The sequence below is a fragment of the Luteimonas lutimaris genome (assembly GCF_039537065.1).
In the GTDB taxonomy this organism is placed as follows: Bacteria; Pseudomonadota; Gammaproteobacteria; order Xanthomonadales; family Xanthomonadaceae; genus Luteimonas; species Luteimonas lutimaris.
The window spans coordinates 81,146-96,069 of record NZ_BAAAZU010000010.1; the positions used below are offsets into that span (position 1 = coordinate 81,146).

18 protein-coding genes are annotated in these 14,924 nt (G+C 66.0%); 6 read left to right on the forward strand and 12 right to left on the reverse strand.

Annotated features, from left to right (window positions below; all coding sequences use genetic code 11):
* Positions 1 to 189 precede the first annotated feature (189 nt).
* Genes ABD679_RS09755 through ABD679_RS09765 form a run of 3 tightly spaced genes read left to right on the forward strand, consistent with a single transcriptional unit; the run spans position 190 to position 2,172 of the window.
* Complete coding sequence (locus tag ABD679_RS09755; RefSeq protein ID WP_344759841.1) at positions 190 to 1,032, forward strand: alpha/beta fold hydrolase; 843 nt, start codon at positions 190 to 192, stop codon at positions 1,030 to 1,032.
* Positions 1,033 to 1,040: 8 nt separating this feature from the next.
* The gene (locus ABD679_RS09760) at positions 1,041 to 1,484 is read left to right on the forward strand and encodes a nuclear transport factor 2 family protein (protein ID WP_344759791.1); all 444 of its coding nucleotides are present in this window, start codon (positions 1,041 to 1,043) and stop codon (positions 1,482 to 1,484) included.
* A 55-nt stretch (positions 1,485 to 1,539) separates the two neighbouring features.
* Positions 1,540 to 2,172 (forward strand): class I SAM-dependent methyltransferase, encoded by a 633-nt coding sequence (locus ABD679_RS09765; RefSeq protein WP_344759792.1) that lies wholly within the window; start codon positions 1,540 to 1,542, stop codon positions 2,170 to 2,172.
* A 148-nt stretch (positions 2,173 to 2,320) separates the two neighbouring features.
* On the opposite strand, the gene ABD679_RS09770 is transcribed toward ABD679_RS09765, so the two are convergent.
* Genes ABD679_RS09770 through ABD679_RS09780 form a run of 3 tightly spaced genes read right to left on the reverse strand, consistent with a single transcriptional unit; the run spans position 2,321 to position 4,528 of the window.
* Entirely contained in the window at positions 2,321 to 3,607 is a 1,287-nt protein-coding gene (locus ABD679_RS09770; RefSeq protein WP_344759793.1) for an arsenic transporter, read from the reverse strand.
* Between the two features lie 3 nt (positions 3,608 to 3,610).
* Positions 3,611 to 4,156 (reverse strand): arsenate reductase ArsC, encoded by a 546-nt coding sequence (locus ABD679_RS09775; RefSeq protein WP_344759794.1) that lies wholly within the window; start codon positions 4,154 to 4,156, stop codon positions 3,611 to 3,613.
* 39 nt (positions 4,157 to 4,195) lie between these two features.
* A complete protein-coding gene (locus ABD679_RS09780) occupies positions 4,196 to 4,528 on the reverse strand; it encodes an ArsR/SmtB family transcription factor (RefSeq protein ID WP_344759796.1) in 333 nt (110 codons plus the stop codon).
* 17 nt (positions 4,529 to 4,545) lie between these two features.
* On the opposite strand from ABD679_RS09780, the gene arsH reads away from it, so the two are divergent.
* The 3 genes from arsH to ABD679_RS09795 all read left to right on the forward strand — a co-directional run bounded on the left by arsH (position 4,546) and on the right by ABD679_RS09795 (position 7,133).
* The gene (gene arsH, locus ABD679_RS09785; protein WP_344759797.1) at positions 4,546 to 5,304 is read left to right on the forward strand and encodes an arsenical resistance protein ArsH; all 759 of its coding nucleotides are present in this window, start codon (positions 4,546 to 4,548) and stop codon (positions 5,302 to 5,304) included.
* A gap of 151 nt (positions 5,305 to 5,455) precedes the next feature.
* The gene (locus ABD679_RS09790; protein ID WP_344759798.1) at positions 5,456 to 5,968 is read left to right on the forward strand and encodes an arsinothricin resistance N-acetyltransferase ArsN1 family B; all 513 of its coding nucleotides are present in this window, start codon (positions 5,456 to 5,458) and stop codon (positions 5,966 to 5,968) included.
* Positions 5,969 to 6,077: 109 nt separating this feature from the next.
* Positions 6,078 to 7,133 carry an NAD(P)-dependent alcohol dehydrogenase gene (locus ABD679_RS09795; RefSeq protein WP_344759799.1) on the forward strand — a complete coding sequence of 352 codons (1,056 nt, stop codon included), beginning with the start codon at positions 6,078 to 6,080 and terminating at the stop codon, positions 7,131 to 7,133.
* Between the two features lie 326 nt (positions 7,134 to 7,459).
* On the opposite strand, the gene ABD679_RS09800 is transcribed toward ABD679_RS09795, so the two are convergent.
* From ABD679_RS09800 to glmS, 9 genes are all read right to left on the reverse strand, one after another.
* Positions 7,460 to 8,353, reverse strand: a complete 894-nt coding sequence (locus ABD679_RS09800; protein WP_344759800.1) for a hypothetical protein — start codon at positions 8,351 to 8,353, stop codon at positions 7,460 to 7,462.
* Positions 8,354 to 8,489: 136 nt separating this feature from the next.
* A complete protein-coding gene (locus ABD679_RS09805) occupies positions 8,490 to 9,578 on the reverse strand; it encodes an acyltransferase family protein (RefSeq protein WP_344759801.1) in 1,089 nt (362 codons plus the stop codon).
* 40 nt (positions 9,579 to 9,618) lie between these two features.
* A complete protein-coding gene (locus tag ABD679_RS09810) occupies positions 9,619 to 10,296 on the reverse strand; it encodes an ABC-2 transporter permease (protein WP_344759802.1) in 678 nt (225 codons plus the stop codon).
* Complete coding sequence (locus ABD679_RS09815) at positions 10,293 to 11,177, reverse strand: ATP-binding cassette domain-containing protein (RefSeq protein ID WP_344759803.1); 885 nt, start codon at positions 11,175 to 11,177, stop codon at positions 10,293 to 10,295. Before ABD679_RS09815 ends, ABD679_RS09810 begins: the two co-directional genes overlap by 4 nt.
* Positions 11,174 to 11,554, reverse strand: a complete 381-nt coding sequence (locus ABD679_RS09820) for a GntR family transcriptional regulator (RefSeq protein ID WP_344759804.1) — start codon at positions 11,552 to 11,554, stop codon at positions 11,174 to 11,176. The genes ABD679_RS09815 and ABD679_RS09820 overlap by 4 nt, the downstream gene beginning before the upstream one ends.
* Positions 11,555 to 11,673: 119 nt before the next feature.
* Positions 11,674 to 11,853: a c-type cytochrome gene (locus ABD679_RS09825; protein ID WP_344759805.1), complete on the reverse strand. Its 180-nt coding sequence runs from the start codon at positions 11,851 to 11,853 to the stop codon at positions 11,674 to 11,676.
* Positions 11,802 to 12,140, reverse strand: a complete 339-nt coding sequence (locus ABD679_RS09830; RefSeq protein ID WP_344759806.1) for a c-type cytochrome — start codon at positions 12,138 to 12,140, stop codon at positions 11,802 to 11,804. The genes ABD679_RS09825 and ABD679_RS09830 overlap by 52 nt, the downstream gene beginning before the upstream one ends.
* Entirely contained in the window at positions 12,119 to 12,784 is a 666-nt protein-coding gene (locus ABD679_RS09835) for a cytochrome c oxidase subunit II (protein WP_344759807.1), read from the reverse strand. Before ABD679_RS09835 ends, ABD679_RS09830 begins: the two co-directional genes overlap by 22 nt.
* 233 nt (positions 12,785 to 13,017) lie before the next feature.
* A complete protein-coding gene (gene glmS, locus ABD679_RS09840) occupies positions 13,018 to 14,856 on the reverse strand; it encodes a glutamine--fructose-6-phosphate transaminase (isomerizing) (RefSeq protein WP_344759808.1) in 1,839 nt (612 codons plus the stop codon).
* Between the last annotated feature and the right edge of the window lie 68 nt (positions 14,857 to 14,924).

Consider the following 14,924-nt stretch of genomic DNA (forward strand, 5'->3'; position numbering starts at 1 on the left):
CCGAAGACGCAATCGCCTGATTCAGAGGAGGACCGTGGAATGAATCATCAGCTGGAAACCGCCTCCAGGGAACGGACGACTTTCACCCGCAGGGAATTCGTCGCCGGCGCAGCGGGAGCAATGGCAGTCAGTCTCATCCCGGCCGTCGCCTGGGCTGGCGCCGGCAAACCATCAACTGGAGATATCGCTATGAGCAAGGACTACATCACGACGAAGGATGGCGTGGACATCTTCTACAAGGATTGGGGCCCGAAGAGCGCACAACCGATTGTGTTCCACCATGGATGGCCACTTTCATCGGACGACTGGGATGCACAGATGCTCTTCTTCCTTTCGCATGGATATCGTGTCGTTGCGCACGATCGGCGCGGCCACGGACGCTCCGCACAGGTGGATTGGGGCCACGACATGGATCACTACGCAGAGGATGCCGCGGCCGTGGCTGACGCGCTCGACCTTCGCAACGCGGTCCACATCGGTCATTCGACCGGCGGAGGCCAGGTGGCGCGCTACGTCGCAAGGCACGGGCAACCGCAAGGACGTGTTGCCAAGGCGATCCTGGTAGCGGCGATACCGCCGATAATGGTCAAGAGCGATGCCAATCCGGGCGGCACTCCGATCTCCGTGTTCGACGGATTCCGAACCTCACTCGCCGCCAATCGAGCAGAGTTCTTCCTGGCTGTCGCGTCGGGTCCGTTCTATGGATTCAACCGGCCGGGAGCGGAAGTCTCGCAGGCAACCATCGACAACTGGTGGCGCCAGGGAATGATGGGAAGCGCACTGGCACATTACGAAGGCATCAAGGCATTCTCCGAGACGGATCAGACGGAAGACTTGCGCTCGATGAGCGTCCCGACGCTCGTCATGCAAGGCGACGACGACCAGGTCGTTCCTTACGCGGACGCCGCGCTGAAGCAGGTTGAGTTGCTTACGAACGGGACGCTGAAGATCTACAAGGGATATCCCCATGGAATGCTCACCACCCATGCGGGCGAACTCAACGCGGACATGCTCGAGTTCGTGCGTTCCTGAGCCGTGGCTTGAATGAGAACGGATCTGAAATGGATGCAAGGATTTCGATGAGCACCCGAGAGAATGTCCAGGTCGTGCAGGATTTTTTCGCGGCACTCCGCCGCGGCGACAGGCCAGGTGCACTGGCGCTGTGTGACGAAGATATCGAGTGGATCATTCCGGGCCAGGACTGGCCGCTGGCCGGCACGCGCCGCGGGCACGCGGGGTTGGAGGATCATTTCCAGAAAGCTTCCGAAACCGTGGAAACCTCGTTCATGGAGCCCCGCGAATTCGTGGCGCAGGCAGACCGCGTGCTGGTCGTCGGCTTCGCCAGCGGCAAGATCAAGGCCACGGGCAAGTCGTTCGAGGACGACTGGATCTTCGCCATCACTGTCCGTGATGGCAGGCTGGCGAGCATCCGGGAGTACATCGACACGCAGGCACTGGCGCGAGCCTCGCAGATGGCGTCCTGATCGGCCTGGCGCTGGCCATCCGCACCCATGATTCCCGACCGCAACGGAGGTCCCGATGTACAACCAATCCAGGCAATCCGGGTTGATCCGGTTCGCACGAGTCGATGCCGGCTCGACCGTCATCGACGTTTACCCGGGTGACGGCGACTGGACCCGAATTTTCTCCGACGCCGCGGGACCCGAAGGACGGATCTACAGCTTCGTGCCGGCAGAAGTCGCCCACTTCAACAACGATCCAGTCGGTCGCATGCGGACGCTTGCGAAGGAGCCGGGGCGGGAGAACGTCGAAGCTGTCTCAGCAGACCTCTTGGCGCTGCCCGAGGTCACGCAGCCAGCGGATGTCCTGTGGCTGCATCTGTTCTACCACGATCTCCACACCGCGCTGATCCGGGCCAGGGGCGCGACGGCTGCCGACTTCAATCGCGCCTTGTACGAGCGGCTCAAGCCCGGCGGTTCCTACGTCATCGTCGACCACGCCGCCGCAGCCGGGACGGGCACGGGCGATACCCAGTCTCTGCACCGGATCGACCCTGCTTCCGTCCGCGAGGAGGTGGAGGCGGCGGGCTTCGTACTGGACGCGCAAAGCCCCATGCTCGCGAACAAGGACGATCCGCACGCGGTCAAGGTGTTCGACCCCTCGATCAAGGGCAAGACCGATCGTTTCGCCTACCGGTTCGTGAAGCGCTGACGATTGCAGGGCCGTAGGCTGGGTTGGCTTCACCAACCCGGCGTTCGCATCAGGTTTCGCGGAGGGCTGGGTTGGTGAAGCCAACCCAGCCTACGAAGCCAACCCAGCCTACGTGGTCTCCTGGCGACGCCGCACCACCGCCGCCCCATCACCCAAGACTCAGTCGCAGCGCCAAAGCCGCCAAGGTGGCGAGCAGTACGGGCAGCGTCAGCACCACGCCGACCTTGAAGTAGTAGCCCCAGGTGATCCTGACGTTCTTGCGTGCCAGCACGTGCAGCCAGAGCAGCGTGGCCAGGCTGCCGATCGGGGTGAGCTTCGGCCCCAGGTCGCTGCCGATGACGTTGGCGTGGATCATCGCCTCGCGTACGATGCCTTCCGCCTGGCTGGCATCGATGGACAACGCGCCGACCAGCACCGTCGGCATGTTGTTCATGATCGATGACAGGAACGCGATCAGCAGGCCGGTCCCGAACGTCGCGCCCCACACGCCGTATCCGGCAAACAGGTCCAGCAATGTCGCCAAGTGGTCGGTCAGTCCCTCGTTGCGCAGGCCGTAGACCACCAGGTACATGCCGAGCGAGAACACCACGACCTGCCACGGCGCTTCCCTGATCACCTTGCGGGTCGATATCCGGTGCCCGCGTGCCGCCACGCCCAGCAAAATCAGGGCGCCGGCGCCTGCCACGGCGCTGATGGGTACGCCGATCCTCCCCAGCCCGAAGAATCCCGCCAGCAGCAACGCCAACACCGCCCAGCCCGCGTTGAAGGTTATGGTGTCGACGATCGCCGAGCGCGGTTCCTTCAACTCGGCAATCTCGTAGCGGCCCGGGATGTCGCGGCGAAAGAACCACATCAGCATGCCCAGCGACGCGGCGACGGCGACAAGGTTGACCGGCACCATGACCGACGCGTACGCGGCGAAGTCGATGTCGAAGTAGTCCGCCGACACGATGTTGACCAGGTTGGACACGACCAGCGGCAGGCTGGCGGTGTCGGCGATGAAGCCGGCCGCCATCACGAAGGCCAGCGTCGCTGCCGGGCTGAACTTCAGCGCCAGCAGCATGGCGATCACGATGGGCGTGAGGATCAGCGCCGCGCCGTCGTTGGCGAACAGCGCCGACACCGCGGCACCCAGCAGCACCAGCAGCGCGAACAGCCTGCGCCCGCTGCCCCTGCCCCAGCGCGCCACGTGCAGCGCGGCCCACTCGAAGAAGCCGGCTTCGTCCAGCAGCAGGCTGATGATGATCAACGCGATGAAGGTGAAGGTGGCGTTCCAGACGAAGCCCCAGACCGTCGGGATGTCCGCCAGCGCCACCACGCCGGTCAACAGGGCCAGCGCGGCACCGAACATGGCGCTCCAGCCCACCCCGAGGCCCTTCGGCTGCCAGACGACCAGCACGATCGTGGCGACGAAGATCAGCAGTGCCGTGAGCATGGATCAGGCCTTGGGCTTTCGGGTTATCGCCTCGGCCGTGTTGGCCGCCTCGTCGTCGGGTTCCACGAAGCCGATGCGGTCGAGCGCCTGCTTCAGGGCCGGGCGGTCATCCCAGGCATCGGCCGGCAGCGCCAACAGCGCCTGCAGGCGCGCCTTGACGATGCGGTGGGCCTGGCGGAAGGCTTCGCGCTTCGCATCATCGTCGCCCTCGACCGCCGCCGGATCCGGCAAGCCCCAGTGCGCGCGCAGGAAGTCTCCGAACACGATCGGGCATGCCTCGGCCGCTGCCGAGTCGCAGACCGTCACCACCAGGTCCATCGGCGCCGCATCCGCGGTGGCGAACTCGTCCCAGGACTTGCTGCGCAGCCCGGCGGTGGCAATGCCGTCGGCCGCCAGTTGGCCGAGCGCGTACGGGTTGACCGTGCCGGCAGGCTGGCTGCCGGCGCTGAAGACCTCGAAGCGGTGGCCGGCCCACGCGCGAAGCGTGGCCTCGGCCAGCACGCTGCGGGCCGAGTTTCCGGTGCAAAGAAACAGGACGCGACGTTTCATCGGTTGGATCCAGGTGGTGGGAATGGGCAGTCGTTGCGATCAGCAGGCACGACCAACCGCCGGGCCCGGCGCGCAGGCCTCGTCCGGCGAGTCCGCGCAGCAGTTGTGGGTCAGGTAGGCGACCAGCCCGTTCATGGCATCGAACCTGGCGCGGTAGCAGACGTTGCGGCCGCGGGTCTCGTTCTCGACCAGGCCCGCATGCACGAGCTCCTTCAGATGGAAGGACAGGGTGGCGCCGGGCACGGCGAGCGCCTCGGCGATTTCGCCAGCCATGCGGCCGTCGGGGCCCGCTTCGACCAGCAGCCGGAAGGCCGCCAGCCGGGTCGCGTGGCCCAGCGCCGTAAGCGCGGCTATTGCCTGTTCCGTTTCCATAATTCTAGAATAGTCGAATGAATATCGAGCAGCAAGTATCCCTACTCCCGGATCTCCCCCACCTGGCGACCGACCTGCTGCCGGCCCCGCGGCGCGACGCCCTCGGTGCCGACGCCGTCGCGCACGCGCCCCGCATCCTGCTGCTGTACGGCTCGCTGCGGCCGCAGTCGTACAGCCGCAAGCTGGCGCTGGAAGCGCAGCGCATCCTGCATCACCTCGGCGCCGAGACTCGGGTGTTCGACCCGCGCGACCTGCCGATGCTGGACAGCGTCGACAAGGACCACCCGAAAGTGCGACAGCTGCGCGAGTGGTCGCAGTGGTCGGAGGGCCAGGTCTGGGTCTCCCCCGAGCGGCACGGCACCATCACCGGCGTGTTCAAGAACCAGATCGACTGGCTCCCGCTCGAGGACGGCAGCGTGCGCCCGACCCAGGGGCGTACGCTGGCGGTGATGCAGGTCTCCGGGGGCTCGCAGTCGTTCAACGTGGTCAACGCCCTGCGCGTGCTGGGGCGCTGGATGCGGATGGTGACCATCCCCAACCAGTCGTCGGTCGCCAAGGCCTGGCAGGAGTTCGACGACGCCGGACGCATGCGCCCGTCGCCCTACTACGATCGCGTGGTGGACGTCATGGAGGAACTGGTGAAGTTCACCCTGATGGTTCGCGGGCGCAGCGACTACCTGGTAGATCGCTACAGCGAGCGGAAAGGCGCCGATGACGCCCGCCGCCTGGCCCGGGAGTCTGGTGCCGTCGAGGCCAGCTCTGCAACGACTGCCTGAAGGCTCTACGTCGGGTCGATTCATGGTGGCGAGCGTCCCGACGCAACAGCAGTGCCATCCCGGGGCGCGTTCTCGCGGTGATTGATTCGCAGCGATCTTCCCCAGACAATCAAGCCCTTGCAGCGATCTCGCCTGCGAGAGGACTGTTCGCATGGACATCCGTAACGCCACGGGCGATGACGCGGCAGCAATCGCCGCGATCTATAACCCCTACATAGCAAACACCTGCGCTACCTTCGAAACCGACGCCGTATCCGCGCACGATATGCGCGCGCGGATCGCGGAAGCAGGCGACTCGCAGCTCCCGTGGCTCGTTGCGACAGATCGGGGATCGATTGTCGGCTATGCCTACGCCTCCAGATGGAAAGGGCGCTGCGCCTATCGGCATTCGGCCGAATCGACCGTGTATCTGAATCAGTCGAGCCGGGGGCAAGGCATCGGCCGGGCGCTGTACACCGAGCTGGTTGATCGCCTGCGCGTCCGGGGCATTCATGCCGTCATCGGCGGCATTGCGCTGCCGAACGACGCCAGCATTGCGCTGCACGAGCGACTGGGGTTCGAGAAAGTCGCCCATTTCAAGCAGGTGGGCTTCAAGCAGGACCACTGGATCGACGTTGGATACTGGCAACTTCTGCTTAACGAACCTCGCGGACAGGCAGCCTGATACTGACGTTAGCCTTGCCGCTGGCACCGCTTCACCGTCCTCCCGCGCCTCGCGCGCGGTTGGCCACAGCCGCTCGACCTGACCCGAAACCCCACGGAGAACCTCCCCCATGACCACCAAAGCCTACGGCGCCCACGCCGGCGACCAACCCCTCGAACCCATGGACATCATCCGGCGCGCAGTGGGCGCACACGACGTGCGGATCGACATCGCCTACTGCGGCCTGTGCCATTCGGACATCCACCAGGTGCGTTCGGAATGGGCGGGCACACAGTACCCCTGCGTACCGGGGCACGAAATCGTCGGCCGCGTATCGGCGGTGGGCGGGGACGTCATGAGTTTCCAGGTGGGCGACCTGGTGGGCGTCGGTTGCATCGTCGACAGCTGCAAAAAGTGCGAGGACTGCGGCGAAGGGCTGGAGAACTACTGCGACCACATGGTCGGCACCTACAACGGCCGCACGCCCGACGCGCCCGGCTGGACGCTGGGCGGCTATTCGCAGCAGATCGTCGTGCACGAGCGCTACGTGCTGCGGATCCGCCACTCCGAAGACCAGCTCGCCGCCGTGGCGCCGCTGCTGTGCGCGGGCATCACCACCTGGTCGCCGCTGCGCCACTGGAAGGTAGGGCCGGGCAGCAAGGTCGGCGTGGTCGGCATCGGCGGGCTGGGCCACATGGGCATCAAGCTGGCGCACGCGATGGGCGCGCACGTCGTCGCCTTCACCACGTCGGAGTCCAAGCGCGAAGCTGCGAAGGCGCTGGGCGCGGACGAGGTCGTGGTGTCGCGCAACGACGACGAGATGAAGGTGCACCGGAAGAGCCTGGACTTCATCCTCGATACCGTCGCCGCCCCGCACGACCTGGACGCCTTCATGACCCTGCTCAAGCGCGACGGCACCATGGTGCTGGTGGGCGTCCCCGCCACCCCGCACCCCTCGCCGCAGGTGTTCAACCTCGTCGGCAAGCGCCGCACGCTGGCGGGCTCGATGATCGGCGGCATCCCCGAGACCCAGGAGATGCTGGACTTCTGCGCCGAACACGGCATCGTCGCCGACATCGAGATGATCCGCGCCGACCAGGTCAACGAGGCCTACGAGCGGATGCTCAGGAGCGATGTGAAGTATCGGTTCGTCCTGGAGAACAGCACACTGGGCGATGCGGCCTAGCGGCGGATGCCCGGGTCGGGGTTGATGGCTGTGACTCGGGGGGCGCAGGAAACCAGGCCTCGCCTCCGGAAATGGATAGCGGCAACCTTGCGAGAGCGGTGCAGAATTGTTCTCAGTCCCCTATGGCGACGAGCGGGTTTTCATGGATGAGGCATGACTTCAAGAAAATTCGGGAGCGCGCTGCGGCTGGAAACACCGGCGCTCTCACCGCCTGTCAAGAGGACTGCTTTCGACGCGAAGCGGACCCCCGTTGATAGCAACTAGCAGCTAGTCTTGCGTCTGCGTGGCTCCCCCGCCATGCGAAGGGCTAACAAGTCTGCCCCTAGTTATCGCATGCTCGCCTGGAGGCGTTCTTCATAGCGCCCTAGCAATTCTTGTAGGACATGGGCCGAGACGGCAGCATTCATGAAACGCCCGCTGGTCCTGAAGTCCTTATAGAGATGGAGTGGATTGGGTCGCATCGTACCTTTGACCATGGAGCCCGCGAAGGCTTGTGTTTCCTGTGCTACGAAGAGCGCCAAGAACTGCGTCTGCCACGTATGAGCACCCAATGACAAGAAGTGCACCTCCTCTGAGCTCGTGAGCGAAGGACTGAATGCGCCAAACAAAGAGGAGTTTCGTCCCCCGTGCGTACTGTCTGAGAAACGCTTTTTTGCTTCTCGATGCCGTTCCACTAATTTCGTGGCGTGCGTCTCATCGACGCCACACGCGGCGGCATACTGAAGCATTTGCTCGTACACGCGGCCGTATCCAATGTGCTTGTTCCAGAATTCGTTTGTGTCGTTCGTTTCAGCAAAGGCTTTGCAGGTCTCTGCGTTCAACGCTAGCGCCATTGCAATTTCAATACTCTCAACGAAGGCGCGAGCAAGTACGCTCGCCCCTATGCCTTGACCAATCGCGAGTAGCTCGCGAATAGAAAGAATGTCTCTCTTCAATCTAGAAACCGTTATCGCGTATCCCATCAGATTGCTGTTGGGTGGGACTTCGTACAAGTAGCGTTCGAACTGGATGAAGAATTGAATACTCTCGTCGAGCAGGACGAACCATGGTTGTAGGTGTTCATCGCGCTGCGCAGTCAGTCTCGCACGCAAAGCATCCAGTTCACGGGGTATGTCCACCCGGCCGCAATCGGCGGGCGGTGTCGCAGCGATGTGCAGGAGATCGGCGTGATCGATCAGAGCCTGCAGCGTGGGGCCGTCGATTCGTATGGGGTCATTCATTCGCGCAGTATCCGCGTACGCCAGTCAGGTGTCAGTAGGTGTGCATGATCCTGTCAAGTGGCCGAAAGCGGCCACGAGCGTCCCGCGCTCGACCCAAATGGACCATCCCAGCTGGTACGCACCCTTTACGATCCCCTCAGCCCACGAATCGACGCAGCGGCGTATGCCGCACCAGCAGCTGGTAGCTCACCAGGCACAGCGCGAGCGTGGTGGTCATGGCCAGCCCGAACTTCAGCGGCCAGAACAACGTCAGGTCCATCAGCAGGTACTGCAGCGCGAACAGCAGCGGCAGGTGCAGCAGATAAGTCCAGTAGGCGCTTTGTGCCAGGTATTGCATCGTCGCGCTGGGGCGATGGAGCAGGCGCTGGCCGGCCAGCAGGCACAGCACGGTCAGCCAGACGCTGAGGATGGCTTCCAGCGCGGCGACCAGCCATGACGCAGTGGGATGCGCCTGGCCCGGCAACTCGACGGCGAGACGCCAGAGGAAGGTGGCGTAGAGCACGACGCAGCCAACGGCGAGCCAAGGTGCTGCGCGCTGCGCGCGCGCCAGCCAATCCGGCTGCCCGTGCACCAACGTGCCCAAGGCGAAGAAAGTCCCGTAGAACGCAATCGCCCAGAACTGCGGCAACAGCCCTTCCGGCGCCGGGTGCGGTGCGCTCACCGAGGCCAGCGCGGGCAGCAGCAACAGCGGCAAGCCGGCCAGCAACCATGCCGGCGGGCGGCGAACCAGCCACTGGCCAAGGCGACCGAGCCCCAGCGTGCGCGCCACCCAGTGCAGCACGCCGAACAGCAGCAGGTAGTAGAGGAACCACAGGTGCGCCGTGTTCGGCGGTGCGCGCGGCCGGTCAGGCAGTTGCATCCACTCGCGCACCATGGCCAGGAACGCGGAGGGATGCTCCACGTTCATGGCCGCCCAGCCGGTACTGGACGACAGCGCCAGCCACACCAGCGGCCACGCCAACAGGAACGGCAGCGCGATGCGGCGCAGGCGCTGTCGCGCCAGGGCGGTGCCGCCGCGCCGGTCGATCACCCAGGCGGCGAAGAACCCCGCCACCAAAAAGAACAGCGGCATCCTTACCAGGTGCAGGCCCCAGACGACGGCATCCACCCACACGCTGCTCTGGCGGTCCGCGGTCGGGAAGAACCCGCTCATCACCGGGCTGTAGGCCAGCGCCGCGTGGAAGAGCACGCCGGCCAGCATGGCCAGCGCCCGCAGGTGATCCATGTAGTGCAATCTTTCCTGCGGGACGGGGACAGGCATGGCGTCAGTAGAACGCCGGCTTGCGGGCGTGGAACCAGCCGGTCAGCCCGAGCACTGCCAGCGACAGCACCACCAGGGTGGCCAGGATCGCCACCGCCGGGGTCGTCCACACCAGTGCATCCACGCTCACCCGCTCGCTGATATCCGGAACTTGCGTCAGCGCCATGATGTAGGGATTGATCAGCACCATGGAGCCGATCATCGCGAAGGTGGCCCAGCCTTCGGACTCCACCGACATCGCCACCGCCAGCGAGACGGCATAGGCGAACAGCAGGTACGCGAAGATCAGCAGCGCGTACACGAACAGGCCGTCGGGCAGCGGCGTGAACAGCACCACCGCCAGCGTGCCGCCCAGCAACACCACGAACGGCACCGCGAACGTGAGCGCGTTGCCCGCGAGCTTCGATACCGTGAAGTCCAGCGGCGACACCGGCAGGCTCATCACGAAGGCCAGTGTCTGCTCCTTGCGTTCGACCATCAGCGAGGTGGAAATGGAAAAGCACGCTGCGGAGACCATCACGATCAGCAGCATCAACGAGCCCACGTAGAAGGCCCACGGTTTGGCCAGGCCGAGGAAGCACAGGGCGACGATGCCGGCCAGCACGTAGAAGGCGAGCTGCTTCTGGAACAACTGCCAGTCCTTGGCGACCAGCAGGCGGATCACGGGGGTATTGAGGGTCATGCCACGCCTCCAGAACGAACTGCGGTCACGAAGATGTCTTCCAGCGCCATCGGGTCGGCGCGCTGGACCTGAAGGCCCTGCGCGGCCAGGCGAGCGGGCAGTTGGTCGTTCCAGGCTCGGGCCTTGATCTCGACCACGCTGCCGTTGGCGCGGGCGCTGGCGATCTCGGGCCACGCGTCCAGTCCGGCGGGCAATGCGCCCTGGCAGACGACGCGGCGCCAGCTGTCCACGAACGCGTGCTTGTCGGCCGAGGCCACCAGGCGGCCCTTGTGCAGGAAGGTGATGCTGTCGGCGAGCTGCTCGACGTCGTGGGTGTTGTGCGAAGAGAACAGCACACTGCGGCTCTCGTCGCGCAGCACGTCGGCCAGGGCTTCCAGTACCTCCAGGCGCGCCACCGGATCCAGACCGGTGGTCGGCTCGTCGAGCAGCAGCAGGCGCGGGCGCCGCGCCAGGCACAGCAACAGCAGGGCCTTGACCCGCTGGCCATGGGAGAAGCCGCCAAGCACCTGCTCGGGGCGCAGTTCGAAGCGCTTCACCAGGTCGTCCGCATAGGGCTCGTCCCAGCCGGGGTAGATGCGGCTCACCAGGTCCATGTGCCAGCGCAGTGTCTGGCCCCGATACAGGCGCATGTCCTCGGAGGCGAAGCCGATGTCGCGCTTGGCGTCCACCTGGCCTTCGGGCAGGCGATGCCCCAGCACCTGCACCTCGCCGGAATCGGGCGCGGCCAGCCCGGTCAGCAGGCGCAGCAGCGTGGTCTTGCCGGCGCCGTTCACGCCGACCAGGCCCATCACCTGGCCTTCGGGGAGATCCAGCGAGACATCCTGCAACGCGAAGTGCGGGTAGCGCTTGGCGATGCCGGACAGGGAGAAGGCGAGCGTCATGGCGTGGATCCTTTCCGGTTCGTGGGGTCGGCCGCGCTGCCCGTGTCGGGATCGGCGGCCTGGTCGATCAGGCGGTGCAGTTCGCTGCGCGGCAGGCCGAGCCGGGCGGCGCAGGCCAGCAAGCCCTCCAACTGGCGCTGCAGTTCCTCGTGCATCAGCACGGTGGGCAGGTCACTGCGTTCGGCCACCATCGAGCCCTTGCCCTGGCGGGTGGCAATGAGGCCGGCCCGCTCGAGCTCCTCGTACGCGCGGCGCACGGTGATCACGCTGACCCGACTGGCCGCCGCCAGCTCGCGGATGGAAGGCAGCGGCTGGCCGGCCGTCCAGTCCCCCGCCATCACCTTGGCAGTGATCTGGTCGACGATCTGCTGGTACATCGGCCTTGGATCGCTGGCCGAAAGAAACAATTCAGGGTTCACAGACTACTGTGCTTGTAGAGTATGCACAGTATGCACAGTTGTCGGGGGCTTGGCAAGCCTTCGCAGCCGGGCCCCCCTCACTGCCCCCGCAGCGACCCGTAATACGCCGACAAGTCGCGAATGTCGTCTTCCTCCAGCCGGCCCGCGATCTCCCGCATCACCGGCGTGTAGCCCGTGCCGCCGCGGCGGTCGGCCTTGAACAGCCTCAGCTGCAGCGCGAGGTATTCCGCGTACCGGCCGACGAGTTCCGGATACATCGGATTGCGTTCCGCGCGGCGGAGATCCAGCGCTCGAACGCGGCCGCGTCGTTGGGCAGCGTGCCTGCGGCCAGCTCGAGCCGGCTGCCGACGTGGGTGAGGTCCGGCCCGACCGTGCCGCGCGCACGCGTGCCGCGGACCGCGTGGCAGGCGCCGCAGCCGTTGCGCAGGAAGGCCTGTTGGCCGGCTTGCTGTTGCGGCGTGCGCGGCGCGTGCGCGGGCGCGGCCTGGGCGCGCAGCCAGCGGTCGAACTCCGCGCGCTCGCTCACCACCGCCACGAAGCGCATGTGCGCGTGTGCGCGTGTGCGGTGCCGCAGTACTCGGCGCAGGCGCCGCGGAACACGCCGGTGCGCGTGGGTTCCAGCACCAGGGTCGTGGTCCGGCCGGGGATCATGTCGACCTTGCCGGCCAGCGACGGTATCCAGAACGAGTGGATGACGTCGGGGCTGTCGAGCAGCAGCCGCACCCGTGCCCCCACCGGCAGCCTGATCTCGTTGGCGAGCGTGACCGCGTCGTCGCCGCCCTCCGCCCCGAAACCGACGTAGCGCACGCGCCACCACCACTGCTCGCCGGACACCGCGATGTACGGCCCTTCCGGCTCGGCCGGCTCGCGCAGCTGTGGCATCAGCAGCAATCCGTACACCAGCAGCGCGCCGAGCACGACCGTCGGCACGATCACGCCGCCGCCGAGAATCAGCCAGCGCCCGGTGCGACGGTCTCGCGGTCCGGGGCGCAGGGCTGCGTACAGCGCGATGCCGAACACGGCCACCCACACCACGCCCGCGCCAGCCACCATGATCCAGAACAGGTGCGCGACCGCCTCGGCTTCCGCTCCCGCCGGCGCCAACGTCGACATGCCGGAGCCGGCGCAACCGGCCAGCATCGGCATCGCCACGACGATCGCGCATGCGCTGCAGCGGTTGCGGTCCATCTCCCTTCCTGCCGTGGACCGATGCGCGCGATCGAGACGAGGCATCGAGCAGGCCGGGTCGAGCCCGCAACCGGATGGCGAATAGGCACCGAGGGTGCCGGCGCTGCGCGCAAAGGGTCGTGAAGGCAGCGCGTATGTGCTGGGAGCAACAGCAGGCTCGCTACGCTCGCGCCCTCATCCGGCGCTGCGCGCCACCTTCTCCCACTGCGCAGGAGAAGGGCTGGATCCTGCCCCTACTCCACCGTCACCGACTTGGCCAGGTTCCGCGGCTTGTCCACGTCCGTGCCGCGCGCCAGGGCGGCGTGGTAGGCGAGCAGCTGCACCGGGATGGTGTGCACGATCGGGCTGAGCACGCCGACGTGGCGCGGGGTGCGGATGACGTGGACGCCTTCGGATTCGCTGAAGTTGCTGTCGGCGTCGGTGAACACGAACAGTTCGCCGCCGCGCGCGCGGACTTCCTGCATGTTGGACTTCACCTTCTCCAGCAGGTTGTCGTTGGGGGCGATCACCACCACCGGCATGTCGGCGTCGACCAGCGCCAACGGGCCGTGCTTGAGTTCGCCCGCCGGGTAGGCCTCGGCGTGGATGTAGGAGATTTCCTTGAGCTTGAGCGCGCCCTCGAGCGCGATCGGGTAGTGCACGCCGCGGCCGAGGAACAATGCATGCTGCTTCGGCGCGAAACGCTCGGCCCACGCGGCGATCTGCGGCTCCAGGTTGAGCGCGTGCTGCACGCTGCCGGGCAGATGGCGCAGGGCTTCGATGTATTCGGCTTCCTTGTCTTCCGGCAGCCGGCCCTGCAGCTTGGCGAGCGTCGCGGCCAGCGTGAACAGGGCGACCAGCTGGGTAGTGAACGCCTTGGTGGAGGCCACGCCGATCTCGGCGCCGGCGCGGGTGTACAGCACCAGCTTGCTGGCGCGCGGGATCGCGCTCTCGGGTACGTTGCAGATCGACAGGGTCCTGTCGTGTCCTAGCGACTTGGCGTACTTGAGCGCCTCCATCGTGTCGAGCGTTTCGCCCGACTGCGAGATCGTCACCACCAGGTGCTTCGGGTTGGCCACCGCGGTGCGGTAGCGGTATTCGCTGGCAATTTCGACGCTGCACGGCAGGCCGGTGATGGCCTCGATCCAATAGCGGGCGGTGGAGCCGGCGTAATAGCTGGTGCCGCAGGCAAGGATTTGCACGCCCTCGACATCACCCAGGACAGCTTGCGCGTTTTCTCCGAACAGCTCCGGACCGAAGGCGTTGGCATCCATCAACGCCTCGACCGTATCCCCGATCGCGCGCGGCTGCTCGTGGATTTCCTTCTGCATGAAGTGGCGGTAGGGACCAAGCTCCAGCGAGGCCAGCGACACGTCGGAAACGTGCACCTCGCGCTCGACCACGGCACAGGCGTCGTCGAACACCCGCACGCCATCGCGCATGACTTCGGCGGTGTCGCCTTCCTCGAGGAAGATCACCCGGCGCGTGGCCTGGATGATGGCCGAGACATCGGAAGCGATGAAATTCTCGCCCTCGCCCAGGCCGACCAGCAGCGGGCAGCCCATACGGGCGCAGACCATGCGATTCGGTTCCGCACGGCTGACCACGGCCAGCGCGTACGCGCCATGCAGGTCCTTGACCGCACGCTGCAGGGCAGCAAGCAGGTCGTTGCCATCCTGCAGGTAGTGATGGATCAGGTGGGCGATGACCTCGGTATCGGTCTGCGATTCGAATGCGTAGCCCAGCGCCTGCAGGCGCGCGCGCTGCTCTTCGTGGTTCTCGATGATGCCGTTGTGCACCAGCGCCACGCCGTGGCTGACGTGCGGGTGCGCGTTGAGTTCGGTGACACCGCCGTGCGTGGCCCAGCGGGTGTGGCCGATGCCGAGGTCGGCACGCAATCCTTCACCGCAGGCGGCCGCCTCCATCTCCGAAACACGGCCAGTGCGGCGCACGCGACGGATGTCGCGCTGCTGGTCGCCGTCGACCACGGCGATACCGGCCGAGTCGTAGCCGCGGTATTCGAGGCGCTTGAGGCCTTCGATGAGGACGGGAACCACATCGCGATCCGCGATCGCGCCGACGATGCCGCACATGTAGGGGGGAACTCCTTTCTGGTGAAGGGCGATTGTAGTCGCACGCCAGCGCGCGCCCGCGGACGGCG

Excerpts from the sequence above, each read along its gene's own strand:
- ABD679_RS09815 (WP_344759803.1), bottom strand. The coding sequence starts at position 11,177 with ATGACGCTCGCCTTCTCCCTGTCCGGCATCGCCAAGCGCTACCCGCAC.
- arsH (WP_344759797.1), top strand. The coding sequence starts at position 4,546 with ATGAATATCGAGCAGCAAGTATCCCTACTCCCGGATCTCCCCCACCTG.
- ABD679_RS09770 (WP_344759793.1), bottom strand. The coding sequence starts at position 3,607 with ATGCTCACGGCACTGCTGATCTTCGTCGCCACGATCGTGCTGGTCGTC.
- ABD679_RS09800 (WP_344759800.1), bottom strand. The coding sequence starts at position 8,353 with ATGAATGACCCCATACGAATCGACGGCCCCACGCTGCAGGCTCTGATC.
- ABD679_RS09825 (WP_344759805.1), bottom strand. The coding sequence starts at position 11,853 with ATGTATCCGGAACTCGTCGGCCGGTACGCGGAATACCTCGCGCTGCAG.
- ABD679_RS09755 (WP_344759841.1), top strand. The coding sequence starts at position 190 with ATGAGCAAGGACTACATCACGACGAAGGATGGCGTGGACATCTTCTAC.
- ABD679_RS09820 (WP_344759804.1), bottom strand. The coding sequence starts at position 11,554 with ATGTACCAGCAGATCGTCGACCAGATCACTGCCAAGGTGATGGCGGGG.
- ABD679_RS09775 (WP_344759794.1), bottom strand. The coding sequence starts at position 4,156 with ATGAAACGTCGCGTCCTGTTTCTTTGCACCGGAAACTCGGCCCGCAGC.
- ABD679_RS09765 (WP_344759792.1), top strand. The coding sequence starts at position 1,540 with ATGTACAACCAATCCAGGCAATCCGGGTTGATCCGGTTCGCACGAGTC.
- ABD679_RS09830 (WP_344759806.1), bottom strand. The coding sequence starts at position 12,140 with ATGCGCTTCGTGGCGGTGGTGAGCGAGCGCGCGGAGTTCGACCGCTGG.
- ABD679_RS09795 (WP_344759799.1), top strand. The coding sequence starts at position 6,078 with ATGACCACCAAAGCCTACGGCGCCCACGCCGGCGACCAACCCCTCGAA.
- ABD679_RS09835 (WP_344759807.1), bottom strand. The coding sequence starts at position 12,784 with ATGGACCGCAACCGCTGCAGCGCATGCGCGATCGTCGTGGCGATGCCG.
- ABD679_RS09810 (WP_344759802.1), bottom strand. The coding sequence starts at position 10,296 with ATGACCCTCAATACCCCCGTGATCCGCCTGCTGGTCGCCAAGGACTGG.
- ABD679_RS09780 (WP_344759796.1), bottom strand. The coding sequence starts at position 4,528 with ATGGAAACGGAACAGGCAATAGCCGCGCTTACGGCGCTGGGCCACGCG.
- ABD679_RS09805 (WP_344759801.1), bottom strand. The coding sequence starts at position 9,578 with ATGGATCACCTGCGGGCGCTGGCCATGCTGGCCGGCGTGCTCTTCCAC.
- ABD679_RS09790 (WP_344759798.1), top strand. The coding sequence starts at position 5,456 with ATGGACATCCGTAACGCCACGGGCGATGACGCGGCAGCAATCGCCGCG.
- glmS (WP_344759808.1), bottom strand. The coding sequence starts at position 14,856 with ATGTGCGGCATCGTCGGCGCGATCGCGGATCGCGATGTGGTTCCCGTC.